At 55.5% G+C, this 24,642-nt stretch carries 26 protein-coding genes and 1 tRNA gene; 18 read left to right on the top strand and 9 right to left on the bottom strand.

The features are described from left to right. Positions 1-13 precede the first annotated feature (13 nt). The 4 genes from Q0O07_RS00950 to Q0O07_RS00935 are packed head-to-tail and all read left to right on the top strand — an operon-like array spanning position 14 to position 2,484. On the top strand, positions 14-280 hold the full coding sequence (locus Q0O07_RS00950; protein WP_295489240.1) for a YggT family protein: 267 nt from the start codon (positions 14-16) through the stop codon (positions 278-280). Further along, positions 277-1,173 (top strand): bifunctional methylenetetrahydrofolate dehydrogenase/methenyltetrahydrofolate cyclohydrolase FolD, encoded by an 897-nt coding sequence (folD, locus tag Q0O07_RS00945; protein WP_295489239.1) that lies wholly within the window; start codon positions 277-279, stop codon positions 1,171-1,173. The genes Q0O07_RS00950 and folD overlap by 4 nt, the downstream gene beginning before the upstream one ends. A gap of 4 nt (positions 1,174-1,177) precedes the next feature. Beyond that, on the top strand, positions 1,178-1,861 hold the full coding sequence (locus tag Q0O07_RS00940) for a hypothetical protein (RefSeq protein ID WP_295489238.1): 684 nt from the start codon (positions 1,178-1,180) through the stop codon (positions 1,859-1,861). Beyond that, on the top strand, positions 1,861-2,484 hold the full coding sequence (locus Q0O07_RS00935) for a MarC family protein (RefSeq protein ID WP_295489307.1): 624 nt from the start codon (positions 1,861-1,863) through the stop codon (positions 2,482-2,484). The genes Q0O07_RS00940 and Q0O07_RS00935 overlap by 1 nt, the downstream gene beginning before the upstream one ends. Here the strand turns inward: Q0O07_RS00935 and Q0O07_RS00930 are convergent, their stop codons facing one another. Together Q0O07_RS00930 and Q0O07_RS00925 are read right to left on the bottom strand one after the other, a co-directional pair. Then, complete coding sequence (locus tag Q0O07_RS00930) at positions 2,485-3,102, bottom strand: LON peptidase substrate-binding domain-containing protein (RefSeq protein ID WP_295489305.1); 618 nt, start codon at positions 3,100-3,102, stop codon at positions 2,485-2,487. Continuing rightward, the gene (locus Q0O07_RS00925; RefSeq protein WP_295489237.1) at positions 3,099-4,022 is read right to left on the bottom strand and encodes a tetratricopeptide repeat protein; all 924 of its coding nucleotides are present in this window, start codon (positions 4,020-4,022) and stop codon (positions 3,099-3,101) included. Before Q0O07_RS00925 ends, Q0O07_RS00930 begins: the two co-directional genes overlap by 4 nt. 171 nt (positions 4,023-4,193) lie before the next feature. Between Q0O07_RS00925 and Q0O07_RS00920 the strand changes: the two genes are divergently transcribed. From Q0O07_RS00920 to Q0O07_RS00905, 4 genes are all read left to right on the top strand, one after another. Beyond that, positions 4,194-4,268: transfer RNA gene (locus Q0O07_RS00920), tRNA-Gly, on the top strand. A 29-nt stretch (positions 4,269-4,297) separates the two neighbouring features. Beyond that, positions 4,298-5,008, top strand: coding sequence for a response regulator transcription factor (locus tag Q0O07_RS00915; protein WP_295489236.1), 711 nt, complete (start codon positions 4,298-4,300; stop codon positions 5,006-5,008). Continuing rightward, positions 5,009-6,427 carry a hypothetical protein gene (locus Q0O07_RS00910; protein WP_295489235.1) on the top strand — a complete coding sequence of 473 codons (1,419 nt, stop codon included), beginning with the start codon at positions 5,009-5,011 and terminating at the stop codon, positions 6,425-6,427. A gap of 201 nt (positions 6,428-6,628) precedes the next feature. Then, positions 6,629-7,891: a sensor histidine kinase KdpD gene (locus Q0O07_RS00905; protein WP_295489233.1), complete on the top strand. Its 1,263-nt coding sequence runs from the start codon at positions 6,629-6,631 to the stop codon at positions 7,889-7,891. A 124-nt stretch (positions 7,892-8,015) separates the two neighbouring features. Here Q0O07_RS00905 and Q0O07_RS00900 read toward each other — a convergent pair whose 3' ends face one another. The 4 genes from Q0O07_RS00900 to Q0O07_RS00885 are packed head-to-tail and all read right to left on the bottom strand — an operon-like array spanning position 8,016 to position 10,540. Further along, complete coding sequence (locus Q0O07_RS00900; protein WP_295489232.1) at positions 8,016-8,675, bottom strand: hypothetical protein; 660 nt, start codon at positions 8,673-8,675, stop codon at positions 8,016-8,018. After that, positions 8,675-9,118, bottom strand: a complete 444-nt coding sequence (locus tag Q0O07_RS00895; protein WP_295489230.1) for a DUF6468 domain-containing protein — start codon at positions 9,116-9,118, stop codon at positions 8,675-8,677. Before Q0O07_RS00895 ends, Q0O07_RS00900 begins: the two co-directional genes overlap by 1 nt. Then, positions 9,072-10,022 carry a FliM/FliN family flagellar motor switch protein gene (locus tag Q0O07_RS00890; RefSeq protein WP_295489229.1) on the bottom strand — a complete coding sequence of 317 codons (951 nt, stop codon included), beginning with the start codon at positions 10,020-10,022 and terminating at the stop codon, positions 9,072-9,074. The genes Q0O07_RS00895 and Q0O07_RS00890 overlap by 47 nt, the downstream gene beginning before the upstream one ends. 5 nt (positions 10,023-10,027) lie before the next feature. Then, on the bottom strand, positions 10,028-10,540 hold the full coding sequence (locus Q0O07_RS00885) for a flagellar basal body-associated FliL family protein (RefSeq protein WP_295489228.1): 513 nt from the start codon (positions 10,538-10,540) through the stop codon (positions 10,028-10,030). Between the two features lie 121 nt (positions 10,541-10,661). On the opposite strand from Q0O07_RS00885, the gene flgF reads away from it, so the two are divergent. The 4 genes from flgF to flgH are packed head-to-tail and all read left to right on the top strand — an operon-like array spanning position 10,662 to position 13,496. After that, positions 10,662-11,405, top strand: coding sequence for a flagellar basal-body rod protein FlgF (gene flgF / locus Q0O07_RS00880; RefSeq protein WP_295489226.1), 744 nt, complete (start codon positions 10,662-10,664; stop codon positions 11,403-11,405). A 39-nt stretch (positions 11,406-11,444) separates the two neighbouring features. Then, the gene (gene flgG / locus Q0O07_RS00875; RefSeq protein ID WP_295489224.1) at positions 11,445-12,230 is read left to right on the top strand and encodes a flagellar basal-body rod protein FlgG; all 786 of its coding nucleotides are present in this window, start codon (positions 11,445-11,447) and stop codon (positions 12,228-12,230) included. Between the two features lie 2 nt (positions 12,231-12,232). Next, positions 12,233-12,748, top strand: a complete 516-nt coding sequence (gene flgA / locus Q0O07_RS00870) for a flagellar basal body P-ring formation chaperone FlgA (RefSeq protein ID WP_295489223.1) — start codon at positions 12,233-12,235, stop codon at positions 12,746-12,748. A 22-nt stretch (positions 12,749-12,770) separates the two neighbouring features. Beyond that, entirely contained in the window at positions 12,771-13,496 is a 726-nt protein-coding gene (gene flgH, locus Q0O07_RS00865; RefSeq protein ID WP_295489221.1) for a flagellar basal body L-ring protein FlgH, read from the top strand. A gap of 121 nt (positions 13,497-13,617) precedes the next feature. Here the strand turns inward: flgH and Q0O07_RS00860 are convergent, their stop codons facing one another. From Q0O07_RS00860 to Q0O07_RS00850, 3 genes are read right to left on the bottom strand one after another with little or no spacing between them, the layout of a single operon-like run. Beyond that, a complete protein-coding gene (locus tag Q0O07_RS00860; RefSeq protein ID WP_295489220.1) occupies positions 13,618-14,142 on the bottom strand; it encodes a hypothetical protein in 525 nt (174 codons plus the stop codon). 21 nt (positions 14,143-14,163) lie between these two features. Further along, complete coding sequence (gene flgB / locus Q0O07_RS00855) at positions 14,164-14,577, bottom strand: flagellar basal body rod protein FlgB (protein ID WP_295489218.1); 414 nt, start codon at positions 14,575-14,577, stop codon at positions 14,164-14,166. 29 nt (positions 14,578-14,606) lie between these two features. Next, positions 14,607-17,192: a hypothetical protein gene (locus tag Q0O07_RS00850; protein WP_295489216.1), complete on the bottom strand. Its 2,586-nt coding sequence runs from the start codon at positions 17,190-17,192 to the stop codon at positions 14,607-14,609. A 195-nt stretch (positions 17,193-17,387) separates the two neighbouring features. On the opposite strand from Q0O07_RS00850, the gene Q0O07_RS00845 reads away from it, so the two are divergent. The 6 genes from Q0O07_RS00845 to flhA all read left to right on the top strand — a co-directional run bounded on the left by Q0O07_RS00845 (position 17,388) and on the right by flhA (position 24,591). Continuing rightward, positions 17,388-18,422, top strand: coding sequence for a flagellar motor switch protein FliG (locus Q0O07_RS00845; RefSeq protein ID WP_295489215.1), 1,035 nt, complete (start codon positions 17,388-17,390; stop codon positions 18,420-18,422). A 12-nt stretch (positions 18,423-18,434) separates the two neighbouring features. Beyond that, on the top strand, positions 18,435-19,127 hold the full coding sequence (locus Q0O07_RS00840; protein ID WP_295489213.1) for a hypothetical protein: 693 nt from the start codon (positions 18,435-18,437) through the stop codon (positions 19,125-19,127). 150 nt (positions 19,128-19,277) lie between these two features. Next, positions 19,278-20,798, top strand: coding sequence for a flagellar basal-body MS-ring/collar protein FliF (fliF, locus tag Q0O07_RS00835; protein WP_295489211.1), 1,521 nt, complete (start codon positions 19,278-19,280; stop codon positions 20,796-20,798). A gap of 4 nt (positions 20,799-20,802) precedes the next feature. Beyond that, a complete protein-coding gene (locus Q0O07_RS00830) occupies positions 20,803-21,150 on the top strand; it encodes a FliM/FliN family flagellar motor switch protein (RefSeq protein WP_295489210.1) in 348 nt (115 codons plus the stop codon). Further along, positions 21,150-22,481, top strand: a complete 1,332-nt coding sequence (locus Q0O07_RS00825; RefSeq protein ID WP_295489208.1) for a sigma-54 dependent transcriptional regulator — start codon at positions 21,150-21,152, stop codon at positions 22,479-22,481. The genes Q0O07_RS00830 and Q0O07_RS00825 overlap by 1 nt, the downstream gene beginning before the upstream one ends. A 31-nt stretch (positions 22,482-22,512) precedes the next feature. Then, complete coding sequence (gene flhA / locus Q0O07_RS00820) at positions 22,513-24,591, top strand: flagellar biosynthesis protein FlhA (RefSeq protein ID WP_295489206.1); 2,079 nt, start codon at positions 22,513-22,515, stop codon at positions 24,589-24,591. Positions 24,592-24,642: the final 51 nt, after the last annotated feature.

Genomic DNA, 24,642 nt, shown 5'->3' with positions numbered 1-24,642 from the left:
AATCGGATATTTGATGACGATATTGTCCACCGTCGTCATCGTTCAATTCATCCTGAGCTTGCTGATTTCGTTTAACGTCGTCAGCCTGTCGAACAACATCGTTGCCTCTATCTGGCAGGCACTTTCGGTCATTTTGGATCCGTTTCTCAAGCCTATCCGCAAGATCATGCCTGATACGGGCATGATCGATTTTTCGCCCATGGTGTTATTGATCGGTCTGCGCATATTGCAGATGCTGTTGGTGGGTGTGGCCAATGATATTTCTGCAGCGGGCATGTGAGCAACGCCGTTATCATTGATGGCAAGGCATTTGCCGCCCAATTGCGTCAGCGCGTGGCCGTTGCCGTTGAAAGCTTTATCGCGTTAACTGCCCATAAGCCCGGCCTTGCCGTTGTCTTGGTGGGTGAAGACCCCGCCAGCCAAGTCTATGTGGGGTCCAAGAAGAAAGCGACGGTCGAGGCGGGCATGAACAGCTTCGAACATCGCTTGCCTGCCTCGGTTACACAAGACGCCCTCATTGCGCTTGTCGAAACGCTCAACGCGGATGCCGCCGTCGATGGCATATTGGTGCAATTGCCCTTGCCGTCGCATATTGATGATAAGGCTGTGATCGCCGCGATTGATCCGGGCAAAGATGTTGACGGCTTTCATGTCGTTAATGCGGGGCGTCTCGCGGTAGGTGAAGAGGCGTTTGTGCCATGCACGCCGCTTGGCTGCTTAATGCTGCTTAAGGACCATATGGGCGATCTGTCCGGTAAAAACGCCGTGGTCATCGGGCGGTCGAACATTGTCGGTAAGCCGATGGCGCAATTGTTGTTGGCAGAAAATTGCACGGTGACAATCGCACATAGCCGCACGCAGGATTTGCCAGATGTTGTGCGCCGCGCAGACATTGTCGTTGCCGCCGTGGGCCGCGCAGAGATGGTGACCGGCGATTATTTGAAACCCGGCGCCGTGGTGATTGATGTTGGCATTAACCGCTTGGAACCCGAGGCGGGCCAAAGCAAAGGCCGTTTGGTCGGCGACGTTGCCTTTGACGATGCCTTACGCCATGCTGGTGCCATAACCCCCGTGCCGGGCGGGGTCGGCCCGATGACCATTGCGTGTCTGTTGCGCAATACACTGGTTGCCGCACACCGCCGTGCAGGAGTGGCCGCACCAGAAGGAATATGACGCGATGAAAGCATTTCCTGTCCTTCTTGCCGCAGCAGCGCTTTCGGCTTGTGCGTCGTCGCCAAGCCGGGAATATTATGAATTTCAGCCCAAAATCGCGAACCCAAGCGCGATTATTGCGGCTGACATCGGTTTTAATCAGCTTGCCCAACAAAAGGGACAATGGACCGCCTTTCGTGAAACCGCTGCCAAGGATGCGATAATGTTCGTGCCGCAACCCACGCTTGCGCTCGAATGGCTGAAGGGCAAGGCCGACCCCGCCGTGCTGCTCAAATGGCAACCGCATAAGGCGGTCATGTCCTGCGATGGCAAAACCGGCGTGACGACGGGCGCGTGGGAGAGGGCCGATGGTGCGGTCGGCTATTTCACCACCGTCTGGCAGTTTGTCGAGAAAAATGCGCGCGGTGACGGGGAATGGAAATGGGCGCTCCACCATGCGGACACACTGACTGTGCCGCGTGCGCCGAAAGAGATGATTGAAACAAAGGTCGCCAGTTGCAAAGGCCGAGCGTCCGCGACGTTCGCCACCCGGCCTCAAGGCGCAACAATAAAAACCGGCTATTCGGGTGATCAATCCTTGCGTTACAACTATATCGTCCAACCCAATGGTGCGCGCAGTATAGAGGTTACATATTGGAACGGTGCAACAACCGAGACCGCCATCATGGATCAGGTTGCGCCGCAATGATGATTGAACTGTTTCTTTCCGCCTTCATCACCTTTTTCGTCGTAATTGACCCGCCGGGCTGTGCGCCGATTTACGCCAGCCTGACCAAGGGCGCCAATGCCGCCCAACGCCGCAATATGGCTTTGCGTGCCGTCATGGTCGCGTCGGGCATATTGCTCGTCTTTGCGTTGTTCGGCGAACAATTGTTGGGCGCGTTGCATATTGAATTGAACAGTTTCCGCATTGCAGGCGGCATCATGCTGTTTCTAATCGCTATCGACATGGTTTTTGAAAAGCGCACGTCACGCCGTGAGGAGCGCGCGCAGAAAATCATCGATACGCCCGAGATTGAGGATGTTTCGGTCTTCCCCATGGCCATGCCGATGATCGCAGGGCCAGGGTCCATCGCCTCGGTCATGCTGCTTATGTCGCAAAATAGCGGGATTGACCGCGCCGGCATCATTTTGGCGGCACTGGGAACAGTGCTTGTGCTGACGCTGCTGGCGCTTCTTGCGGCTGGCCCCATTATGCGCGTTCTGGGTGCCAATGCCGAAGCCGTGATCACACGGCTGTTGGGTGTGCTGCTCGCCGCATTGGCCGCGCAATTCGTTATCGACGGCCTGCGGGCGAGCTTTCTGGGCTGATTATTGAAGCGTGACGCGATCGTCGGACCCGTCATGCCGTCCAAAAAACTGCATCAATTGCACGATAGTGTCGGCACGGTCGGATAGCCCGCGCGCTTCCAACAAGGCTTGCTTTGCGGCAAAATCAAACGGGGCAATTTGGGCGATGGCGTTGACCAGAGAATAATCGTCCAGTTGCGAAACGGCCGCCCAATCGACGCTATACCCTTGCGCTTCGGCAAAGCGGCGTGATTCGATTTCAATCGACGCGCGTTCGGCAAGCGAGAGGGCTTCGCCCATTTCATCCTCGTCCCATAATTCAGCCTCAACCTGACGAAAGCTGGTGGTCACATCCAGTTCGCTGATCACAGAAAAGCGTTGCACGCCTTCAAGGATGATATTGTACCGACCATCGTCCAGCGCCTCCACATCGTGGATCCGCGCCAAGCAGCCAACATTGAACAAGGGCGGCTGATTGCCTTGCCCCATTGGTTGGATCATGCCGATCTTGCGGTCACGGGCCAGCGAATCGCTCACCAGATCGCGATAGCGCGGCTCAAAAATATGCAGCGGCAATTGCATGCTCGGGAAAATAATCGCGCCGGTAAGCGGGAAAATGGAAATGCGCTGCGCGGTCATCCGAACAGGATCGCTGATAATTTTCGGCGTGTTGCTGCTACCCATGGGTCTTCCAATCCAATTAAAGCAAATATTTCGAGGAGCCGCGCCTTGGCGGCGCCGTCATTCCATTCGCGGTCCGCCGCGATGCTATGTAACAACGCTTCGGCTGACCCGTCACGGTCGCCTGCGGCCATCAGGGCATTGGCCAGTTCCAAGCGCAGAGCATGGTCATTAGGCGACGCTGCAACGGCGGCTTTTAAGCGCGCCAATTCTTCCGGCGGAACGGCCGCGGCTGCAATGCTTAACACCGACCCCGCCTTTTCCAACGCTGGGTCGGTGCGCAGTTCCTCGCTAAGGCTGTCAAAAATAGCCTGCGCCTCCTCCGGACGTCCCAATGCGGTCAATGCACGGATCAGCCCCGACAAAGCGGCAGGATGTTCGGGCAATACCGAAAGCACTTCGGCAAACAGGGCATAAGCTTGCTCCGCGCCATCTTGCGCCAAAAGCGCTTCCGCCTCGTCCACGAGCGGTGCCAATTGCACGGCTGGGTCGGTAACGGCGTCTCCCGCCGTGATCGGCAGCTTCTCCAACAATTGGTCCAGCATCTGCCGCAATTGTGGCTCTGTGCGCGCCGGCGTCAGGTCCGCAACGGGCTGCCCTTGAAATATGGCGTAAACCGTTGGAATGGACCGCACCTGAAATTGCGACGCGATAAACTTGTTCTCGTCAACATTGACCTTGGCCAGCACGACGCCGCGATCCGCATATTCGGCCGCAACCTTTTCCAGTATCGGCGTCAGTTGCTTGCACGGGCCGCACCATTCGGCCCAGAAATCGAGAATCACCAACTGCTCCATCGACGGCGCAACAACGTCGGTCCGGAATTGCTCAACGGCTTTTTGTTCGTCGGTGGTCAGGCCCATCGTCGCCAAGGTCATTCTCCAATCTTTAGGATTCGTTTCATACCCTATGTGGGTAAAACGATGACTTTCACAAGACAGGCTTTACCCCCTTTTTGGTAAAAAGGCGGCAATTGGGGCTTGCGGGGGGGTATACCCCATGCTAACTGCGCGCCTCACCTGTCAGGAATTAGATGCCTGACCGCCAGAGCGGGCGTAGCTCAGGGGTAGAGCACAACCTTGCCAAGGTTGGGGTCGAGGGTTCGAATCCCTTCGCCCGCTCCAAGCTTTCTCCTAAACGGATTGGGGAATTCATGATAGAGAACGCGCCGAAAAACATCTGTATCGTTGATGACGACGGTGATTTCGTTGAGTTTCTTGGTCAGTTCCTAAATGCCCGTGGCCTTGAGGCAAAGGGTTTCGGCGCGGCAGAGGCGCTGCTAAAGTCAGGCGATTTGGCTGCATTTGATTTTTTCATTTTGGATCTTGGTCTACCCGGTATTGATGGCGTCGACCTCATCACCCTGATCCGGCAACATTCTTCTGCAGGTATCTTGGTGATCAGCGGCAGAATGGGCGCAGATGCATTTAATTCGGCGCTTACGGCGGGCGCGGACATGTTCGTGAACAAACCCGTCCGCTTCGATCAGGTGTATAATGCTATTGCCTCGGTCTGCCGCCGCATGACGATGCGGTCGGTTCGCAACGCGTCTTGGACTCTGGATGGTCGCCGGTCGCAGTTTGTCTCACCCCTCGGTGCCATTGTAGACTTGACCGCGATTGAGCTCATGATCTTGCATCGATTGTGTGCAGATACGACAACCCCTGTATCGCGGCACGATCTCGCGGAAGTTGCGGGTCTTGTGCAGAGCGTTGACGACCGAAATTTGGATTCGGCAATTTTTCGTCTCCGTCGCAAGATAGAAAATGTCACAGATCAACCTTCGCCGCTAAAGACGTTGCATGGGTTTGGCTATCAAGTCACTGAAGCGGTTGAGGTAGTTGCTAAGCCAGATGAGGTTTAGGTGAGCAACAGCGACTATCTGGCCGCGTTGGGTTACGTCTATTTAGGCCAGATCGTCGCCTTTGCCTTTTGCCAGCTTTTGCTGCTTCAGCCAAATAATCGGGTCCATATCTTCTATTGGCAACTCGCGAGCGGCTTTTCCGCCCTGTCCATATTGGGCGCACCACACATACTGACCGTGTTCAGCTCGCAAGACCTTATAGAATGGGCTGGCTTTTCATCCTTAGTTGGGGGGCTGTTTCGGTATGTGGCCCTGAGTTTTCGTACCAAAGGGTTAACGCACGATTATTGGTCCAAAGCATTCGCCATGGCAGCAGTCGTTGGAACGCCGTTCGCTCTTGCACCCGCTTTGGCTGAGTATAGACTGCTCATTGCCTCCGTGGTCGGCGTTGCCATCTCGGTCGCTTGCTTCCTCGCTTTACTGCGAAATCGATATTGGGCAAACGAGAACGAATTAGGACGCAGGATCGTGCTCGCGGGTATGGCCGTCTCCATTATTGCGTTGGCAGTGCGGGGCTTAACCTCTTACCCACTGGGTGACGACAGACTTTTTGTGGGCGCGTCCATGTTACAAATCCGCGCGATGGAGATCTTGGTTGTCATTTCAATTTTCCTTCAGATCGGGTTCTTTGGCATGCTGGTTAACCGGCGGGATAAGGAGGCCAAGTTTGCGGATCGCCGTAATGTGCGCGTTTGGCAAAGGTCCGCTATCCTCGCACAGCGCGGGCGAAACATGCGCGAACTAGCAAAACAGCGCCTTGATTTAATCCAGCTTTTGACGCATGAGGTTCGACAGCCGATCAACAATGCGCAGGCCTCTCTCCAGTCAATAACACCGGACCTTGATAAGCTGCCTTCGATTTCGGACCGCGCAAATTATGCCTTGGATCGGGCCAAGGGCTCATTGGATGGTATCACCCGCGCTTTGTCCAACGTCATCGTTGCCAGCACGCTGGTTGCGGACGACCAAAACTGGTTCAGGCAACAAACCGACGCGATGGAAATCCTTGAAATGGCGCGGCTGGATTGCAGTAATGCCAATCAGAAGCGGATTGTCGTGGCGCCGCCGGACCAGCACATCTTTATTGAATGTGTCCCGACCCTTTTGCGCGTGGCGCTCCATAATCTTTTGGAGCACGCTTTGAGTGTGGCGGACGCGGGAGAGAATATTTCCGTTTCGGTGACGGTTGATAGCGTGCAGCTAGGTGTCCTATTCACGATTTCGGGCAACATGAACCCACAAAAAATGGAAGAAATGGACGTGTCGCGGGATCTTCGCGAGAAAGGCAGGGCTTCGCCTCAAATGACCAGTTCCGGGCTCTTCGTTGCCAATCTTATCGCGCAAAATCATCTGGGAGAATGTTCGATTGAGACAGACAATCCTGATGTTACGAAAATCATATTTCTCGTTCGACAGTAAGATATAAATATTTATTAAATAACTCATTTATTTACCAACGGCTTTTTGAAAATGTCCATTGAACAGCAATTACAAAATATAAGTTTTATGCACTTTGCGATTTTAAACGCATTTGCATTGGCTGTTTTGTTTTTCCTGAAATCTAAAAATATTAGACTGTCCGTATTGTGGGCGCTTGCCAATGTAATGTCGGCTCTCTCGATGATAAATCCATCGGTATTTGTTGAAACGAAAAGTGCCAGCGACTATAATTTGCTGGGTTTTATACTGGCTGGATCATCCCTTTTGCTGCCCTATTTTTCACTGGCGGGTGGTCAGGGCAAGATTGTTCATTTCCACAAGTCCTTCCCTATTTTTGGCATTGCTGTGGTGATGCTGCTCACTTCTGCCTTTCTCCCTTATGGATGGTTTCCGTCGGTGATAGGATATTCATCAGGTGGCGTTATCGTTTTTGCGACCGCTTGGGTGTGCTTTAAGAATCGATACTGGCGGGGACTTTGGGGCCAAGCCATTCTGATCTCGAGCCTGTGCGCCTGCGCTGTCATTATGCTTTGGCGCGGTTGGCTGCTGTTTGAAGGGCGGGAAGGGGCGGGGTTCCGCATAGATCCTGAAATGTCACTCCTCGGGCTTTCGCTGGTCGTCGTGACAGGGGTCTTCATACAAGTTGGTTTTATGGGCATGGTTGGGGAACGTGCACTCCGGTCTCGCCGCTTTGCGAGCCGCCGCGCGGCTAGAATGTTTGAAATTGGCGTGGAGATGGAGCAGGAGGAAAAGCGTTTAGCCGCCATCGCGGATGAAAGACTTTTCACGTTGGACCTTTTAACGCATGATGTCCGACAGCCAATCAACAACGCCCACGCTGCGCTTGAGGCACTTGACGCGGAAATCAAGCCCGACAGCCCAAAGGCGAGGGATTTTAAGAAGGCGATTGGTCGCGCGCAGGCCGTCCTTGATGCTATCAACTTGTCGATTTCCAACGCTATTTTGGTCCTTCCGTTGCTGGAGAATAAAAATCCGGTCGCAACCCGTTCTATGAACGTACATGATGTGGCCTCACTCGCGAAATTTGATTGCCCGATTGACCTTCAGGATCGGATCAAATTGGGTTCGGGTGGCGCGCATATTTTCGCCGATATTGACCCCATCCTTGTCCGCATCGCCTTGCGGAACCTTCTGGATAACGCCCTGAAATATGCACCGGCCTTCAGCGAAATACAGCTCGACATCATTCAGCGTGAAGATCGGCTTGGCACCTCTATTACAGTGACCAATATGCTGAACGGTCCCAACTTATTGAACGAGGATATTTTCATGCAGGGGGTCCGCGGGTCGGGCACCAAAGCGGAGGGCTCTGGCCTTGGCTTATTCCTCATTAAAAAAGTTGCGGAAGCGCATTTTGGAACAATATCCTATGCCGTTCATGACAAAAATACGGTTACATTTGACCTGTTCTTCCCCGACTAGGTCGTGAACGCATACATATCACCTGCGCGGTTGAAGGCCATTTTGCGGAGCGCAAGACGGCGGGGCGCAGGCTTAGCAGTTCTCGGGCGGGCTTTGCCCTCAAAAAGCCCGCGCCGCTAAACCGTCAGCGGATTGCGGGTCGGGCAGAGGCATTCTGACCCACAGGTTTTGCACCTTGCTGATCACCTGCGGGGCTCGTTGCTTTCGCTAAGCCCAGACCCGGAGGCTGGCCAAAACCAGCTGGCAGACGACCGTTGTTGGCGAGCGCCGCGCTTAATCTTGCTGCGCCATCGGGCGTCATCGCTCCCATGATCATCCCCATTGAACGTTCGCGGATTTCCTTGGTGATCTTGACCTGAACATCAAGGCCCAGCTTCTCCATGACAAGGGCTGCCTTGGCTGGCTTCATGGCCTGATAGATGCGGGCAAGGTTGCTGATAGCCTCATCCGGCAGGGCAGCTTGCGCCGCTTGGCCGGGCAGTGCGCCCACAGCCCCTGGTGCCCCCCCAGCGCCCGGTGCGCCCGGTGCGCCCCCGGCTTGCGGCTGGCCTGCGCCCAGCCGCTCCCGCAAACGGGTCTCGGCAGCCTGCACCACTTGCTTCTGCAAATCGAGCTTGCGCTTTTGTTCGGCTGCCACCCGATCGCGCTCGACAAGATTTTCCTTGATCGACGCGCCAAGGCGGCTGGTCTCTACAGGCTGGTTGGCAATGGCACTCCCAAGGCCAACAGAAGCACTGAGTGCACTGAAAGCGGTGAGTTGCAGGAGGGTGGGCCTGAAGCGCATTATATATCATCCTTCTGGCGGGTTTCAATTTCGGTTCTTAGTTGCGAAACAACCTTGGAAAGAGGGTGGGCATTTGCCTGCTCCACCGCCTCAATGACTCTGTCTGCCGCAGAGTTGGCGACATCAGCCATAAAGGATAGCTCGTCCCGCAAATCCTGCGATTTGGTCAACGTTAGCTTGTTGGCAAGCGCGCAGCCGGACAAAGCTTCCTTCGTCTCTTGGGTAACCTGACGGGCCTGCTCGGAAGACCTGTCGAGTGCGACGATCATGGCCTTGAAGTCCGTGCTGCGGAGCATTTTGATGCTGCGCATCAGCCTTGCAGTTTGAACCAGAACGGCGATGCACAATATCATCAGTACAAAATTAAGCGTATTAGACATGTCGATCATGACAATCTCACTGGCCGAGGGGTTTATTGATAGATATCGCCATGCGGCCTTCATGTGGTCCAAAAAATCCATTTGAAACAACAATATCGCCACATTGTATGCGAACCGGTGTATTGGGCACGACCCCCAAGGAAATGACATCCCCCGGCTTAAGGTTTTGCACTTCCTGAACGGTCATAATCTGCTCGCCCAGCACGGCCTTGATCTCCAAATCCATGGCTGCAACCTCCCTTTGCATGTGTACATCCCAAACGCTCTGCAGATTGAGCTGCTCGCCCATGAACTTCTGCTGCAGCTTCTCCCGCACTGGCTCAATCGTGGTATAGGGCAGCAGCACGGACATAATCCCGGTTTGGGAACGAATGCCGACCGAAAACTCGGCGACCACGGCCACATTGCTCATCCCGGTAATCGTCGCGAAATGGATGCCCGTTTCGATCCGATCGAGGTTCATTTGAACATCACGAACTTCTTTGAACGCTTCCTGCAGGTCGGCCAGCGCAACTTCGAGCATATGGCCGACCAGTTTTATCTCCAGCTGTGTGAAGCTGCGGTTCTCGGACATAGGCGGGCTATCGCCTTGCTGCGAGACGACGCGATTTCCGAGTAAAGTCTCTATCACGTGGCGCGCCAGCCCGTTGTCCAGCGTGATTAGACCGAAATTTTCCAATTCCACGATGGTAAACACGCCCAGGACAGAACGACCATCCTGGCGATTGAGGAATTCGCCGAATCGCAAAGATACGAGCTGTTTCAATTCGACTTCGACAGCGCCGGACGTGAGGTTACGCATGCTTGTCGAGAATGTGCGGACCATTCGGTCGCATACAACCTCTAGCAACGGCAACTGTACCTGGCTGATGACGTTGGACTCGATCATTGCCCGAATGCCGAGTGGCGGCATGGAGCTGGCATCGCCTTCCGGCAGTGATGTTTCTGATTGGCTTGGTTCGGTCATATCAGTCACTGCTGAATAAGGTCTTGGATAAGGATATCGTCGACCTTGTCTGGCCCGACACGATCCTTCACGCGTCGTGTCATTTCCTCCTTGATGCGAAAGACGCCTGCTGAACCAGCAAGGTCTTCCGGGCGCAGTTCACGCAGGAAAGGCTGAAGCGCGTCGCGGATTTCAGGCATGCGTTCCTTGAGCATCTCTTCCGCCTCCTTATCATGTGCTGTGATGGCGAAATTAATTTTTAGAAATGCACTCTGGCCATCGGGCGTTCGCAAATTAACGATCATCTCAGGCGCCGGAACATAGATCGCAGCTTTAGCAGACTTTTCCTCTGGGGCCTCCGCTTTCGCGTCGCCGTGCTGCATGACTAGGAAATAATATCCTAGCCCTCCTGCAATCAGCAAAAGCAAGACTAACGCTGCGGCAATGATCCGAAATCGCTTGCGCTTGGCTGCTACACCGTCGGATTCTTGGGGATCAAGTAGATCGTCCGTTTCTTGATCAAGTTCTGGTTCTGCCATCTGCAACCTTTCAATTTTTCCGGCCGCCGTCCGCGGAGGTACATTTTTTCCTATTATAGGATAGCATCGAGCAAAATTTGCCGCATGCGCATACAAAGAGGCGATCAGGAAGGTCCCTACGATGGATGTGTCGAGTTATTTGCTATTAAGTCAGGAGCAGGCGCTGCGCCGCCGGCTGGACGTTATCGCCAACAATATGGCGAATATGAACACGACGGGCTTCCGGCGGGAAATGCCGGTGTTCCAAGAATATGTGGAGAAGAACGCCACGCCGACCGCTCCAGGCATGCAATCGACTTCGTACGTGCTTGATTATGGCACAACGCATGACATATCGCCCGGTGCCTATCAAGCGACTGGCAATCCTTTGGATGTCATGATCGATGGTCAAGGCTATCTCACGGTCGAGGGCCCCGACGGCAATCCTGCTTATACACGTGCAGGGATGCTGCGCATATCATCTACAGGCGAGCTTGAGACATCTGCCGGGAGGCGGTTGCTCGGATCGACAGGGCAGCCCATTGCCATTCCGGACGGACAAGCAGGGCAAATCCGCATCGCGCAGGACGGCTCAGTAACCGGCCCGCAAGGGGAACTGGGGCGCCTGTCGCTTGTCACTTTCTCCGACGAATCCAAATTGATGCCCATCGGGAGCAACATGTTTTCAGCCGGCGGTATGACAGCGTCGGCAGCTCCGTTGGTCAAGTTGCAGTCGGGTGGTTTGGAAAGTTCTAATGTCCAACCGCTGGTCGAGACGACGCAAATGATCGAGGTTATGCGCTCCTATCAGAACAGCCAGCGGGCACTGGAGAATATTCGGGACCTTCGCGCGAAGGCAATCGAGAAGCTGGGTCAGCTGGGCTGAGTTCATTCAAGTTATCTTTTTATCATAAGGAATATCAATATGCGTTCACTTTCAATTGCTGCAACCGGAATGCAGGCACAGCAGACCAATGTTGATGTTATATCGAACAATATCGCCAACATGAACACAACCGCGTTTAAGCGTCAGCGCGCAGAGTTTCAGGACTTGCTCTATCAGCAGGCACAGCGCCCGGGGGGCGCGACCGCTGGCACGGACGCAATGGCACCGTCGGGTATTCAGATCGGATCAGGGGTCAAGACCGCCGGAATATACCGGATCGCGGAGCAAGGTGCCCTGACCCAGACGAGCAACCGTTTTGACGTCGCGATTGATGGCATGGGCTATTTTCAGGTCGATTTGCCAACGGGCGCGACGGCCTACACCCGTGCGGGTTCGTTTCAGGTCTCCGATCAGGGCGAGCTTGTGACCAGCGATGGGCTAAGGGTGCAACCGGGCATCGCGATACCGCAGGGTGTAGTCGACGTGGTTATCTCTAAAACCGGCGAAGTTCAGGTCAAGAATGCGGATGCACCGGAACTGCAGACAGTCGGCCAGCTGCAGTTGGCCACGTTCACAAATGAAGCCGGTCTGGAAGCACTTGGCGGCAATCTCTTTGTTGAAACAGCGGCATCCGGGCAGGCGTCAGTCGCGTCGCCTGGCGAACCAGGCTATGGAATGCTGGTGCAGGGGTTTCTTGAGGCGTCCAACGTCAATCCGGTTTCTGAGATTACAGCGCTGATTACGGCGCAGAGAGCTTATGAAATGAACAGCCGAGTTGTGAAGACGGCAGACGAGATGCTCTCCACTACGAGCCAGATGAGGTAGAAATGACTATTCGTTTTTGGCTAATGCGCTCAATGCTTGGCGCTATCCCCTTCGCTATTTTGCCTGGTAGCTTGCAAGCTCAGGATGTCTGGCAGGCGCCTGCCGCCGTCGGACCGCGCGCGGCAAGCGTGGTGACGGACGTACCCTGGCCCGCCCTCAACCGGGCGGTGGAACGTGGCCAAGTGTTTACGGAGCAGGATTTTGTAACGCAGACAACGCAGGCGCGTGCGACGAGCGGGCTTCTCCCGCTTGACGCCATCGTCGGCAAGGCCGCTGCCCGAGCGATCCCTGAAGGTGCCTTTTTGCGCGCGTCCGACGTGATCGAGCAGCAATTGGTGTATCGCGGCGCACCGGTCACTTTGCGGGTGCAGATCGGCGGCATTCTGATCACCAGCACCGGGCGGGCGCTTGCCGACGGACGGATGGGAATGCCGGTACGTGTGTTCAGCAATGTCAGCAATCGCACTGTTGATGCCGTGGTTCAAGGACCGGCAATCGTGAATCTGGCTGGCTACTGACCGGCAACTAGGGAATTCGAACATGAAGAAATTTGCACCGCTCGTAGTTGGAATAGCCCTCTTGGGCTATCCTGTCGCAGGTCAGGCCAAATCATCTGCGCTCAGCAAGGCTGAAATGCCGGTAACCCCTAATGTACAGCCTTCTATCGCGCAACAGGGGCAAGAGGAACGCCGCGGTAATGTCGCGGTCGTGACAGAACCTTCAGCCTCGCTATTCCGATCGGGTGCCAGCGGCTTCTTTCGGGACCAGCGCGCTGCCCGGGTGGGCGATATCGTCACCATCAAGATCAATATCTCGGACAGCGCGACGGTAGGCAATTCCACAACCCGTTCCCGCGATGGATCAGACAAGTCCGGGGTTTCCAGTCTGTTTGGATTGGAAAAGCTGCTGCCACCGTCTCTCGACCCGGGCAGTCTCTTGGGGACAAACTCTGGTTCCAAGACAGCAGGCACCGGAAATATCGCGCGCAGCGAGAAGGTCGACATGACAGTCGCGGCCGTTGTGTCCAACGTTCTGCCCAACGGCAACCTCATGGTCCGGGGCAGTCAGGAGGTGCGCGTAAATAGTGAGCTTCGTGAACTCACGGTAACTGGAATTATCCGCCCTGAAGATATTGCGCGCGATAACAGCATCCAGCATACCCAAATCGCCGAAGCGCGGATCAGCTATGGCGGCCGTGGTCAGATAAGCGACGCCCAGAAGATGCGCTGGGGGCAAAAGGTGATTGATGCGGTTTCCCCGTTCTGAACCGACCCGAGATCGTTGCATTTGCGAACTTAACGGAGCAGACGCCTGCACAACTGCGTCAAGGCCGGTCCGGTTTGAACTTTGACATAGATGGCTGGCTGCTGCTCGACGCCGTTGCGCGTCAGTCGTCCTTGGTCCACGCGTAGTAACCCGTATCGATTTGGCACGCCACCGCCTCTCCGCATACGTGCGTGATAAGTTCGATAGATTTGGTGCGCTTGCTCAGCGGGATGATGTGGCTTGAGCCACATGCTATGCAATATTGGCGTTCATAATCAGCCCTTGTCTTGGCAAATTCGACAATGTTTTTCTGTTTCAGGATTTTTTGTTTAATTTTTTTCGCTCTTGCCCGGGTCAAGGTCATTAGGAATCCAAAAGTCTGGAAGGTCCAAGAAGAAGTGATCTGACTAAGCTGTGATTGTAGCTGGGTTATTTCATTGATCGCTTGTGTGATTGGGTAAGGCGCGTAAATTAGCTTGTCGCCCTTGCAATCCATGCACCATCCGACACCACGGAAATATTTTGACGCAACTGTGCCACCGGATGGAAGTGCGTAAGTTTCTCCATCATCAAGGTGAAGTTTATCCTCATAAATTGTGACGTTACATAATTCGCAAAACAATTTTATGTTGTAAAAATCTGTCATTCATTAATCCTGCGGGCTGGGCTATTTGCCAATGGCCGATTTAAACAACGATATATTTTTCTTATAAAGATTTATCAACGTGATATATTCTGTTTGAATTTGGGACATTTTCATCATCTGCTCTTCAATGTTAACGCTATTCCCGTCGGGCTTGATCTCTGTCGCGCTGTTATCGACGATCACATCGCTCCGCACCCCAAGGCTATTGCCACTCTTGGCGCCAAGCTCCGACATGCGCGCCGTTAAGGCTACAGTGGGATTATCTGCCTTCCCCACGCGCTGATCCACCATATTGGCAAAGTCAGACTTGACGTCCAGGGCTTTGAAGCCCGGCGTGTCACTATTGGCAAGATTGCCAGCAATTACCCGTTGCCGTACGTCGAGTTGGCGCAGGGCGCGCTGCATTCCTGAGAGAATGTCTGGACGGTCTGTCATGTATTCGGCTCCTTAGCTTTTCGGCCGGCTCAGCCGCCCAGACGGTAGATAGCCGCCTGATATTGCTGCAACTGTGATTTCTGGTTTGCCGACAGGACCGAATTGGCTCCGGTTCCATCGACCTTAGCGGCCTTGTTCGCGTCCCAGTACAGGGTGCGATAGGCCGTCTGCGTCATCGATGCGGCAGAGCTTACCTTCATTAACGCGGTCTTGGCATCGGCCAAAGATCCGAGGGACATCGCATCGGAAAGACTAAGGCCATATTGCCCGCCCGGCACGACCGCCGGATCTTTGGGCGAGGTTGCCGGAGGGGTATAAATCCGGCTGACTTTTAGCCCGAGCTTGGCAAGGGCATCCTGACCATCAGGCCCTGCCTGCAGTTGAACCGCATGACCGGTGCTTGGTTGCACGCGCAGGGTGAGGCCATTGCCACTGGTCACTGTGGTGACAGCTACCTTTGAACCGAGCGCCTTGCGGACTTTGGCGGCCAGAGACGAGATTGTCTCGCCCTGTGCAATGCTAATCTTGCTGTATTTGCCGCCGTCGAGATTTACCGAGAAGCTGTCTCCAACCTTCAGTCGCGTGGTGTTGACGAGCAGGTTTTCGACGTTGGGGGTGAGCCGCCCCGTGCCTAGGCCTAGCGTTTCGAGCGTGCTCGACGAGGCAGCAGATTTTGCGATTGCAACAGGGCCAGTGGTGGTTCCGGGCTTACCAAACTGGGTGGTGCTGACGACTTGTGCCGATTGTGGATCAATCCTCGCGACGAAGCCATCGACGATACCTGTGCGATATTCGCCCAGAATACCTGCCGTTCGGCCTCCAACAAAGAAGAAGCCGTCATCGTAGATCAGGCTGTCCGCCCTTTCGCTTGCCGCAGTGCCGATTGTCACCCTGCGCTCGCCTGTCAGGCCGGCATCGATGAGTGACACGACCACATCGCTGTCCGTGGCGTCGCTGCTGACTGTCCCGCTCACCGCGATCGTGCCGTCCGGGCCGATTGCCATATCCGAAGGCTGCATTGCCCCGAGGTTGAGCGGCTGGCCGACTGCATTGAGTTGCGCATCTAACCGCTGGACAAGGCTTGTGCTGTCCGCGCTGCGGGTGAGAACGATAGGCAGGCCATCAGCCCCAACCTGAACCGCGGCTAGGTTTGAATTAGCAAAGGTGGCTCGGGCGCTTTCATTGCCGGTTGTATCATATTTGATCAGCATGCTGCCGTTCGAACCGTTCTTGCTTGTGACGAAGATATTGCCGGCAGCGTCCGTCGCCACGGCGGTGGGGCGCTGGTCCCCGGCCATCTGCGTCGTCTGCCGCATCATCTCGGCGCCATCTGCCGAAAAGCGCGCGACGAAGATGTCGCCGTTGCTGGCGGAGGCCTCGGCTTTGCCTCCTTTAACACTGCCCGTAACCACCACTTGTCCCGAAGGCGTGAGCGCAATGGCGCTTGCATCTGTGGCCGAGGCATTCGGGATGGGGCGCTGCCACAGCAATGTACCAGATGGGTTTACTTTGCGCAGGAACATCTCCTGCATTCCGGCTGCAGAGACGTCGTTCATCGCTCCGGCTGTTTGGCCCAGCATGAAGGTGTTGCCATCAGCATCGGTGACGGCACCCTTTACATCGACGGATGCCTGAAGTTCGGCGGCCTTGCTGCTGGTCAGTTGTGCGCGGGCAGTGGCCGCGGAGTCGACGGCGGACAGGCTAGCTGCGGTGCGATAGGCGGCTTGATTTAATGGATTGTCAATCCGGCCAATCTGCACGGGGGCGACTGTCGAACCGGTTTGGCGGGAGGATATGACCATGAGCCCGTCTTGATCCGAGGGCGGCGTTGCCCAAATCGCTTCACCGGCCCCCGACTGCAAAGCCAAACCCCATTTGTCGCCAACGGACTTGACGCTAAATCGGGAAGATAAGGCCCCAACGGGTTGCCCATCATTGCCCATAACGGGATCGCCATTGCTGGCGGTGGCAGGCACCGCAGCAATCGCCGCGTTTAAAGCCCGCGCGATCTTGTCGAGCGTGCGTGGCAGTTCGATGGTGCTGAGATCAGTCTGCACTTGATAGGTACGACCGGCCTTCACAACGTTCAGGTTGACGACCTCGGTTCCTGTTAGAGTGTCGATCGCCGTGGTCCGCGTGGGAAGCGCGCCCTTCAGAATATGGGTCGTTGGCAATGTGCTGCGCGGGATCACGCTTGACACCGCAAGCCTGCTTGGAGCATCGAAATACATCTTCAACTTATCAGGCGAAACCGATGAAAGATAGCCGCGAAGGTCGGTAAGGCCCTTTTTAAACTGTTGATCCAGCGCGGACCGTTCTGTGGCTGACAGCCCAGTCGATGTCGCGGCCTTGGCAAGGACTTTCATCCGGTCAAGCGCACGATAAGCGGTAAAGGCCTGCTGCAGATCGACCGGCAGGGTTGAATCAACCTTGGGATCTACGAACGTTTTGAGCGACTTGACGGCTGACAGCGTCGGCGAGGAAGCGGGGTTGCCGTTGGCATTAAGCCAAGGAGGAAGAACAACCGGAGCCGTGAACAGGGCCTTGGCCCTGAGGACAGCCGCCGTTTCAGGTTGTTCGTTGGGCGTTATCAGGTTCTGCCCCAGCGACCTCATGAGGGAATTGCTCGACGCAAATGTATCCGCTGAAGATGATGAGCCTCCAAGCACTGAAAAGGCGACATTTAATGCCATAGCCAACGCATCCAAAAAACTACCGTCTATCATCCCGCACGGATGAAGCCTACTGTCCTATAATAGGAAGGAGATGGGCATCCCGAGCCCGAAACAGCAACTTTTTGAGGTAATGTTATGAGCGAAGCGGCTGCGCCGTCAGAACTGGCCGAACTTAGGCAGTTTAGTGGCCCGCAAAGGGCAGCTGCACTCATGCTTGCAATGGGCAAGGACAAGTTCGCGCCGATCTGGGACCAACTCAGTGTCGAAGAGATCAAAGAAGTGTCTGCCGGGATTGCCAGTCTCGGCCGTGTTCCCACCACCATTGTCGAGCATTTTCTGGCGCGGTTTTCCGGGGAACTTGGCGGCGGATCTGGGCTTTACGGATCTATGGAGGCTGCGGAGAACTGGCTGGGAGATTTTTTTTCCGAGGACCAGCTTGGCGAGATCATGTCGGACATTCGCGGACCTTCAGGCCGAACGGTCTGGGACAAGCTGTCCAATGTCAGTGATAGTGTGCTTGCAAGCTATCTGAAAAATGAGAATCCCCAAACGGTGGCTTTGATCCTCCATAACCTAGAGCCTTCGCATTCTGCGCGTGTGATCCAGACACTGCCCAGAGAAATAATGGCGGACGTCCTATACCGGATGCTGAATATTGATACAGTGCAAAGCGATGTGTTGAAGCGCGTTGAGGAGACCCTGCGTCAGGAGTTCATGAACAATCTGGCGAGGACACAGCGCCGCAATTCTCACGAAGCGCTGGCGGAGATGTTCAACTCCCTCGACGTCAAGACGGGTGAATTCATGCTGGGGGACCTTGAAAAGCTCTCTGAGGATGATGCAGAGAAGATTAGGGCATTGATGTTCACCTTCACTGACCTGCTCGGGCTTTTGCCCGAAGCTATTCAGGCTATCATCCGCACGGCAGAGAAGCGCGATCTCGCACTCGCGCTCAAGCCTGTGGACGACGAGGTCAAACAGAAGTTCTTCAGCGCCATGACGGAGCGTGCCGCAAAACTGATGCGCGAAGAAATGCAGGCCATGGGGCCTGTGCGTGCGCGGGATTGTGAAGCGGCGCAGGCCAATCTGGTGCGTGTTGCCAAGACGCTGGCCGACCGCGGCGAGATCGTCCTGATCGATCCGCGTAACGACGACGGTCTGGTATACTGATTGCACATGGATATGCCTGACACACCACAGCCTCAACGGTTCACCTTCGGGACGCTTGTTACCAGTGCTGCTAACCATAATGGCGGCCGGATCGGCACAGCCGGCCTCAATGACCATCAATTGCGGTTGCTGGTCGCGAACCTTGAAGGGCAGCTTGAGCAGACACTTGTGGACCTGCGGGTTCTAGTCGAAAAGGCGCGTATCGAGGGCGAGAGGGCTGGTTTGGAGCAGGCGCGGCGAGAGCTGCCGGGGTGCGTTCTGGCTGCAACCGATGCCATCCAATCGTCGATTGAGCAACTGGGTGAAACCGTTGAGCGGCGGTTCGAGGCGGTTGTGCGAGACAGTGCCTCTCTTGCCTTGGCCACGGGTGAGTTTCTGGCTGGCCAAGCTTTGCGGACTGCCCCTCTCGGCCCCGTTTCCACAGCCATCTCAGAATTGCTTGGCGAGATGCACCAGTTGCAGACGATAGATGTAGAAGTGCATCCTACGCTCGTTGAGCCGTTGCAGTCCAACTTTCCGCGCGCCGACGAGGCAAGCCGAAAGGCCTGCGAGATCAATATCTACGGCAATGCGGAAATCAGCCTTGGCGACGCGCTGCTCTCTTGGGGCGCAGGTGGCCTCAAGATCGACGGGCCGACACGCCGCGCAACCATGGCCGAAACCCTGGCGGTGATTCTCCCAGACGACGCTGAATTTGAGGCTTGATGACGGCATAAGGCAAAATTTGCCTAGCTGCGTGCTCGGTTGTGTCACTTTCTTCCTATGATGGAAGAGAGAAACCGAAGGACGGATAACCCAGGCGTGCAAAGTATTTTAAATTTTCTGGGACAGATGGGCAGGGGGCGGCTCCTCGTAATGGGGGCAGTTGCTGCCTTAATGCTGGCAGTGCTGGGCTATGTCGCCTTTCGGGGCTCGTCCCCTGAGATGGGCTTCCTGTACACTGGCCTTGAACCTGGCGCTGCGAGCCAGATCGCTGATCAGCTCAAGAGCCAGAATGTTCCTTATCAGGTGGCCGCAGATGGAACGGCGCTCATGGTGCCGCGCGACCGCATGGCGGAACTGCGCATGAGCCTCGCCTCGCAGCAGCTTGGCGCCAAGATAGGCTATGATGTCCTAGATGCAGAACAGCCTTTTGGCGTCTCCGCTTCCCGCGCTAAAATGAACGAAACGCGCGCAATCGAAGGTGAATTGGCCAAATCCATACAGACGCTAGATTCCGTATCTGGCGCTCGCGTGCAGATCGTGATGCCCGAGCGGGAACTCTTTGCAAGTGAACCGCGAAAATCGACCGCGTCTGTAACGCTCAAAACGCTTGGGCGGCTGAAGCCGGAACAGATCAATTCCATTCGCTACTTGGTATCATCGGCGGTTCCCGAGCTGCTACCGGACAATGTTTCTATCGTGGATCAGACGGGTGCCTTGCTGGCGCGGGCGGGGGAACCTGGGTCGGACGGCGGTGGCGACTTGGAGCAGCAGCAGACTGCGGTCGCCGCGCGCCTGCGCTCACAGATCGAATCCTTGTTGGAGCCAATTTATGGGGCAGGAAAGGTTCGTGCCGAGGTTTCAGTTCAACTCGAACGGTCTCAAACCCGCGAAGAAACCGAAGTCTACGATCCCGAAAATCAGGTCATTCAACGTCAAGTCAGTGTAGAATCCGCCGACCAAAATACCGAGGGTCAGAATTCGCAGCCTTCGGGAACGACTGTGTCGAACCAGCTTCCCGAAAACGCCACCGACGGCGCTGCGGGCAGCAGTCGCGCCACCCAGAGCAACCAGACTTCAGAGGACACAACTTATCAGAACAGTGTCACCCGCAAAGTGTTGGTCAATGCGCCCGGAAGCGTGAAGCGCCTTACAGTCGCTGTCACAATTGATGGCGGTAAAGCCGGAGTTCCGAAGCCGCAGATCCAGCAGGTCACCCGTCTCGTCGAGAATTCCGTAGGTGCCGTCACGGAGCGAGGCGACAGTGTGATTGTTGAAAGCATGGCATTCGCAAAGGCCGAGGACGTAGCAGAGGTCAGCACGGCGCTCCCGTTCGGCATCAATATGGATCAGATCATCAGCGTATTGAAGCTCATCATCATCGCGGGTGCGGGTATTGTGGTCCTGCGCATCCTGCGCAGCCGCGGCGGTGGCAGCGAACAAGGGCAGTTTCAGCTGGCCGCAGCGGGCCCTCTTGAGGGCGATTCAAGCCTCAACGCCGTATTTGCCGACGCCCAGAACGCCTTAAGCGATCAGGCGAGGGGAGATGCCCTCCGTATGGCCGAAGAGGCCGCCGCGACGAAGAAAGCCGCAGTAATTAGCCAGTTGGGTAGCCGTGTTGCCACTGATCCGACTGCCGCCGCCAACGTGTTCCGCCAGTGGCTGAATGGATAATGTAATGGAAGATGATCAAGACTCTACGACTGAATTTGAACTTCCACAGCTGCCTGAGATATCGGGACAGGCATTGGAAGAGAGTGACCAGTTTTCGGCAACTGACGCTCAGCTGAACCTTGAGCCCGTTCATAATGTGGTGGTTAAGATCCAAGCAGTGCTGGGCAAGACCAAGGTCAATGTCGGTGAACTGATGCGGATGCGCTCGGGCGATGTCATTGACCTTGACCGTAGAGCAGGTGAGCCGATCGATGTATGGGTCAACAATCGGCTTATTGCGCGCGGTGAAGTCGTCCTAACAGATGGATTGCTGGGCGTTGCGCTCACCGAAATGGTCCGGCAGGTCAACTGATGTCGTTCGGCCTTAAAGTCCCGGTCCGGATGCTCCTTGTCGGTTCGGATCGAGCTGAGTTTAGGACTGCAGCTAAGCTGGCTGACACAGTCGGCGCAGCCGTCCAGATCGTTCCATCTCCTGATGATGCTGTGGCGATACTTCGCGAAGTCGGAGCTGATTTGGTTATGGTCGACGTCGGGTGCGACGTTGCACGTTTCATCGCTCAATTGCGTGCCGAGCGTATGCTGGTCCCGGTGATTGCGTGCGGTGTCGATGCACCAGCGGAACAAGCTGTGGCGGCCATTCACGCTGGTGCGCAGGATTATGTTTCGCTTCCACCAGATGCAGACCTTATTGGGGCAGCAATTCTGTCTGTCTCAATGCGGTCGGTGGATGTTGTCGGTGTGTCCGCACCTTTCCGCCAATCACTCGATTTCGCGCTTGCCATGAGCAAGTCGCCTTTGCCGGTACTTCTGGTAGGTGAGCGCGGGAATGGCAAGGAGATGCTTGCTCGGATCGTTCACAATTTCTCTGGCCGCGGCGGGCGCTTTGTTGTGGTGAACTGCGCAGCGGCCAACGCCGAGCATATCATGGCGGAACTTTTTGGTCAGGAGCCGGGCGCATTCGATGGGGCAGTTGCCAAAAGGGCAGGCAGAATTGAACAGGCAAGCGGTGGCACAATCTACCTTCGTAACATTGATGCGCTTGATCCCTTGGTCCAGGCCAGCCTGCTCGAATTACTCGAAACTAGGCGGATACGGCGTCTTGGTACCGATATATATCAGAATGTTGATATCCGTCTTGTTGCAGGGTCGCAGAAAGACCTAGCCCAACGGGTAGATGAAGGCAGCTTTCTTGAGGAGCTGTATCAGCAACTCAGTTTGGTAAACATCAAAATATCGCCGCTGCGTGACAGGCCCGAGGACACCTCTGTGCTGGCACAGTATTTTGCAGAGCGCTTTGCGCGCCTTAACGGTTTCGACATCCGCCCGGTCTCTTCACAAGCACTGGCCATTCTCCAAGTGCAACCTTGGCCGGGCAATGTTCAGGAGCTTGAGCATGTGATGCTGCGCGGCGTTATTCTCTCGCGCGGCCGCGAACTTGCACCCGAGCATCTGACACTTGCGGATGGTACCCCTTTGCTCCTGCAACCTGCAGCAACGCCGACACCTTTGTCGGGCAACATGGTGGGAAGGTGCATGGCGGACGTGGAGCGGGATTTGATCCTGCAGACGCTGCAGCATTGTAGCGGAAACCGCACTGCGGCTTCCTCAATCTTAGGGATCTCCGTGCGCACCATGCGCAACAAGCTGAAGAGCTTCGTCGAGGCTGGAATCCCAATCGCCTGATCATCGGCGGGCGAACGATAAGGATTATTTTATGAATGGGTTGCTCAATCAGATCGCGCACCGTTTGGGCGCTGGACGGGATATGGCTCTGGCGCTTGCCGTCATTGCAATCATCTCACTGCTGGTGTTGCCCATTCCGACCTGGTTACTTGATATTGGGCTCTCGCTTTCAATCACGGTTTCCGTTCTGATCCTGCTGACAGCCCTTTTCATCGAAAAGCCAATCGACCTGGCGGCTTTTCCAACCATTCTGCTTATCGTGACCATGCTCAGGCTGGGTCTCAATATTGCTTCGACGCGCCTTATCCTCTCGCATGGCCACGAAGGCCCGGAAGCGGCGGGCGGGGTGATCGCCGCATTTGGCGAGTTCCTTATGGGCGGAGAAGCCATCATCGGGATTACGCTCTTCCTGATCCTGCTCGTCATCAATTTTGTCGTCATCACCAAGGGCTCGGGACGCATCGCTGAAGTATCGGCGCGCTTCAGTCTGGATGCTATGCCCGGCAAGCAAATGGCGATCGACGCCGATCTTTCGGCTGGCATGATTAACGAGGAGCAGGCGAAAGCAAGGCGCTCTGAGATCGAGGCAGAGAGCTCCTTTTTCGGGGCCATGGACGGTGCGTCCAAATTTGTTAAGGGCGATGCCGTAGCCGGTCTGCTGATCACGGCGGTCAATATCATAGTTGGGCTCATCTTAGGTGTGTTTGTCCATGACCTTCCCGTTGGTGAAGCCTTCCAAGTTTATACGCTCCTTACAGTTGGCGATGGGCTAGTAACACAAATCCCTGCCTTGATCGTCTCGATCGCTTCAGGCTTGCTTGTGACAAAGGGGGGGGAGGCTGGAAAGGCATCAGGCGCTCTTGTCGAGCAGTTCACTAGGCATCCCATGGCATATGGCCTTGTATCGGCCCTTATGATTGGCTTTTCGCTGCTTCCGGGACTGCCCTTTCTCCCCTTTGCTTCACTTGGCGCCGCTGCGGGTTTTGCCGCGTGGCAACTGAGCAAGAACAAGCAGGAGCGGGAAGCAGCGCGCGAGGAAGCTGTTTTGGCAGAGTCAGTTGAGGGACCCGTCGAAGAGAATATTTCGGAGACGCTTGCGATCGACGCGATCCGGCTCGAAATCGGATATGGGTTGTTGCCGCTCTTGACGGATCAGAGCACGGAGATGCGACTGGATGATCAAGTCCGAGCGTTGCGCCGGCAGATGGCACAGGAATATGGCTTTGTCCTCCCGACGGTGCGGATCATCGATAATGTGACGCTCGGCCCCGACGAATATGTTGTAAACATTCGTGAAACCGAGGCCGGCCGAGGCGAAATTAAACTCGGCAAACTCTTGATCATCAATCCAGGTGGCGAAAATGTGGGCCTGCCAGGAGAGGTGACAACCGAGCCAGTGTTTAAGCTACCGGCCTTATGGATCGACAAAGATCTGCGCGATGAAGCCGGATTTCGCGGACTTACCGTCGTCGATAACAGCACGGTCATCACTACGCATCTCACAGAAGTGGTGAAGGAAAACATTTCGGATCTGCTGTCTTATGAAGAGACGCAGAAGCTCCTTACGCAGGTTCACAAGGATTCGGCCAAGCTCGTTGCGGACATCATTCCCGCGCGTATCTCCATTTCTGGTGTGCAGCGGATTTTGCAGAACCTTCTCAATGAGGGCGTCTCGATCCGCGACATTCCCGGGATTCTTGAAGGCGTAGCCGAGGCGACTGTTTTCACGCAGAATGTCACGATGATAACAGAGCATGTGAGAACCAAGCTGGCGCGCCAAATCTGTGCGGCACAGGCCCAGGATGGCATGCTGCCGGTCGTCACGCTTTCACCCTATTGGGATAACGCTTTCGTCGAAAGCTTGGTGGGGCAGGGCGAAGACCGTCAACTCGTGATGGCGCCTTCATCCCTGCAGGCGTTTGTCACGACCGTCCGCGAATTCTATGACCGTATGGCAACAGATGGACAATTACCCTGCATGCTGACTAACCCCTCCATCAGGCCCTATGTCCGTTCTGTGATGGAGCGCATTCGTCCAGCGACCGTGGTCCTGTCGCAAAATGAAGTTCACGCCCGGATGCGTGTGCGCAATTTGGGTGTCATCGGTTAAAATGAGGGTGCCTTCTCTGCGGCGTCATGAATCTGTCCTATAATAAGAATT

Source organism: Sphingorhabdus sp. EL138 (assembly GCF_945890115.1).
GTDB lineage: Bacteria > Pseudomonadota > Alphaproteobacteria > Sphingomonadales > Sphingomonadaceae > Sphingorhabdus_B.
The sequence above is the reverse complement of the archived record's forward strand: the minus strand, read 5'-3'. Positions and strand labels throughout refer to the sequence as shown.

Coding starts and splice junctions, on each gene's coding strand:
- Q0O07_RS00950 (WP_295489240.1), top strand. CDS start 14: ATGACGATATTGTCCACCGTCGTCATCGTTCAATTCATCCTGAGCTTG.
- Q0O07_RS00940 (WP_295489238.1), top strand. CDS start 1,178: ATGAAAGCATTTCCTGTCCTTCTTGCCGCAGCAGCGCTTTCGGCTTGT.
- Q0O07_RS00935 (WP_295489307.1), top strand. CDS start 1,861: ATGATTGAACTGTTTCTTTCCGCCTTCATCACCTTTTTCGTCGTAATT.
- Q0O07_RS00930 (WP_295489305.1), bottom strand. CDS start 3,102: ATGACCGCGCAGCGCATTTCCATTTTCCCGCTTACCGGCGCGATTATT.
- Q0O07_RS00925 (WP_295489237.1), bottom strand. CDS start 4,022: ATGACCTTGGCGACGATGGGCCTGACCACCGACGAACAAAAAGCCGTT.
- Q0O07_RS00915 (WP_295489236.1), top strand. CDS start 4,298: ATGATAGAGAACGCGCCGAAAAACATCTGTATCGTTGATGACGACGGT.
- Q0O07_RS00905 (WP_295489233.1), top strand. CDS start 6,629: ATGATAAATCCATCGGTATTTGTTGAAACGAAAAGTGCCAGCGACTAT.
- Q0O07_RS00900 (WP_295489232.1), bottom strand. CDS start 8,675: ATGCGCTTCAGGCCCACCCTCCTGCAACTCACCGCTTTCAGTGCACTC.
- Q0O07_RS00895 (WP_295489230.1), bottom strand. CDS start 9,118: ATGAAGGCCGCATGGCGATATCTATCAATAAACCCCTCGGCCAGTGAG.
- Q0O07_RS00890 (WP_295489229.1), bottom strand. CDS start 10,022: ATGACCGAACCAAGCCAATCAGAAACATCACTGCCGGAAGGCGATGCC.
- Q0O07_RS00885 (WP_295489228.1), bottom strand. CDS start 10,540: ATGGCAGAACCAGAACTTGATCAAGAAACGGACGATCTACTTGATCCC.
- flgF (WP_295489226.1), top strand. CDS start 10,662: ATGGATGTGTCGAGTTATTTGCTATTAAGTCAGGAGCAGGCGCTGCGC.
- flgG (WP_295489224.1), top strand. CDS start 11,445: ATGCGTTCACTTTCAATTGCTGCAACCGGAATGCAGGCACAGCAGACC.
- flgA (WP_295489223.1), top strand. CDS start 12,233: ATGACTATTCGTTTTTGGCTAATGCGCTCAATGCTTGGCGCTATCCCC.
- flgH (WP_295489221.1), top strand. CDS start 12,771: ATGAAGAAATTTGCACCGCTCGTAGTTGGAATAGCCCTCTTGGGCTAT.
- Q0O07_RS00860 (WP_295489220.1), bottom strand. CDS start 14,142: ATGACAGATTTTTACAACATAAAATTGTTTTGCGAATTATGTAACGTC.
- flgB (WP_295489218.1), bottom strand. CDS start 14,577: ATGACAGACCGTCCAGACATTCTCTCAGGAATGCAGCGCGCCCTGCGC.
- Q0O07_RS00850 (WP_295489216.1), bottom strand. CDS start 17,192: ATGAGGTCGCTGGGGCAGAACCTGATAACGCCCAACGAACAACCTGAA.
- Q0O07_RS00845 (WP_295489215.1), top strand. CDS start 17,388: ATGAGCGAAGCGGCTGCGCCGTCAGAACTGGCCGAACTTAGGCAGTTT.
- Q0O07_RS00840 (WP_295489213.1), top strand. CDS start 18,435: ATGCCTGACACACCACAGCCTCAACGGTTCACCTTCGGGACGCTTGTT.
- fliF (WP_295489211.1), top strand. CDS start 19,278: ATGGGGGCAGTTGCTGCCTTAATGCTGGCAGTGCTGGGCTATGTCGCC.
- Q0O07_RS00830 (WP_295489210.1), top strand. CDS start 20,803: ATGGAAGATGATCAAGACTCTACGACTGAATTTGAACTTCCACAGCTG.
- Q0O07_RS00825 (WP_295489208.1), top strand. CDS start 21,150: ATGTCGTTCGGCCTTAAAGTCCCGGTCCGGATGCTCCTTGTCGGTTCG.
- flhA (WP_295489206.1), top strand. CDS start 22,513: ATGAATGGGTTGCTCAATCAGATCGCGCACCGTTTGGGCGCTGGACGG.